Annotated in this window: 2 protein-coding genes; both read right to left on the bottom strand. The window is 56.6% G+C overall.

All coding sequences use genetic code 11. From position 1 onward, the window contains the following. Positions 1 to 176 precede the first annotated feature (176 nt). On the bottom strand, positions 177 to 509 hold the full coding sequence (locus tag C7K08_RS14500) for a type II toxin-antitoxin system RelE/ParE family toxin (RefSeq protein WP_133165331.1): 333 nt from the start codon (positions 507 to 509) through the stop codon (positions 177 to 179). Next, positions 473 to 697, bottom strand: coding sequence for an addiction module protein (locus C7K08_RS14495; RefSeq protein ID WP_106501178.1), 225 nt, complete (start codon positions 695 to 697; stop codon positions 473 to 475). Before C7K08_RS14495 ends, C7K08_RS14500 begins: the two co-directional genes overlap by 37 nt. Positions 698 to 987 lie beyond the last annotated feature (290 nt).

Genomic DNA, 987 nt, shown 5'->3' with positions numbered 1-987 from the left:
GTTGCACCCCCTGGTGGTTTCTCTGATACGAGCGGACTTCTTTGCTGATACAGGGGGCCCGGGTCGAGTGAGCAGCTGCTCCTGAAACTTCGGATTGTTCATATCCAACCTGATGGGTCCTTCAGGCCCCATCAATATCGGCAGCGCTTGGTTCCACCAGCCTCCCCGGTAGCCATCTATGTGATGCTCCGGCCTTTCCAGCGCCGGGGATCTTGTCGCCCATGAACGGCCAGAACCAAGATTTCATCGCCTACCTCCTGGAAATAGACGGCATAGGGGAACTGGCGCATCACGAGCCGTCGTACTTTCCCGTGCACAAGTGGAAATAAGGCCGGATCTTGCACGATCCGCTCTACCGCTTCGGCACTGGCTTCGGCAAAGGTTTGCCCCAGTCCAGGCTCTCGGCTGGCATACCAGTGGCGGGTTTCGAGCAGGTCCMCAAGGGCCTCCGGTAGGAAGCGGACGCTGCGCTTCATCCCAGCCCCAGCTGGTCGTAAACCTGTTCCCAAGAGATTGCCGCCGTTGGGTTCTGCAGGTGAGCAGCCAAGCGCCGATCTAGCTCAGCACACAGCTCAACATCCAGTGGCAGCGCGTAGCTACGGCCCTCTTCATCGAGGCTGTCCCAAAGGGCCATCGCCAGCGCCACACGCTCTGCCATTGGGAGCTGCAACAGGTCAGTGATTGGTGTGGCGGCCATGGCTGTGGCTCAGAAYTACCTAACGCTACCGAGAGGCGTTGCGACTTGCTCGCTGGGCRAACAGATGTACTGTAGYAAGGTAAGTTGGCTGAGGCGCTTTTTATGGSCGGTAGCKGCCAGGAAAGATGTCACCCTTTGGAWGAGGTTTATGCCTCCTTTGCCAARGTTACTKRSAKGCTTGTTTGCTGAGTTGCTATTGGTTCATTAATCCAAATCAAAACAGGTTGTTTCCAGCAACGAATTGATCTGCTCCAGCGTTTGGATATGAAGCTGAATGGCGGAGTGGGGTA

It is taken from the genome of Synechococcus lacustris str. Tous, from assembly GCF_003011125.1.
GTDB lineage: Bacteria > Cyanobacteriota > Cyanobacteriia > PCC-6307 > Cyanobiaceae > Synechococcus_D > Synechococcus_D lacustris.
This window is presented reverse-complemented; position numbering and strand designations above follow the sequence as displayed.

What these genes read in the sequence shown, in the direction of transcription:
- C7K08_RS14495 (WP_106501178.1), bottom strand. Translation starts at nt 697, where the DNA reads ATGGCCGCCACACCAATCACTGACCTGTTGCAGCTCCCAATGGCAGAG.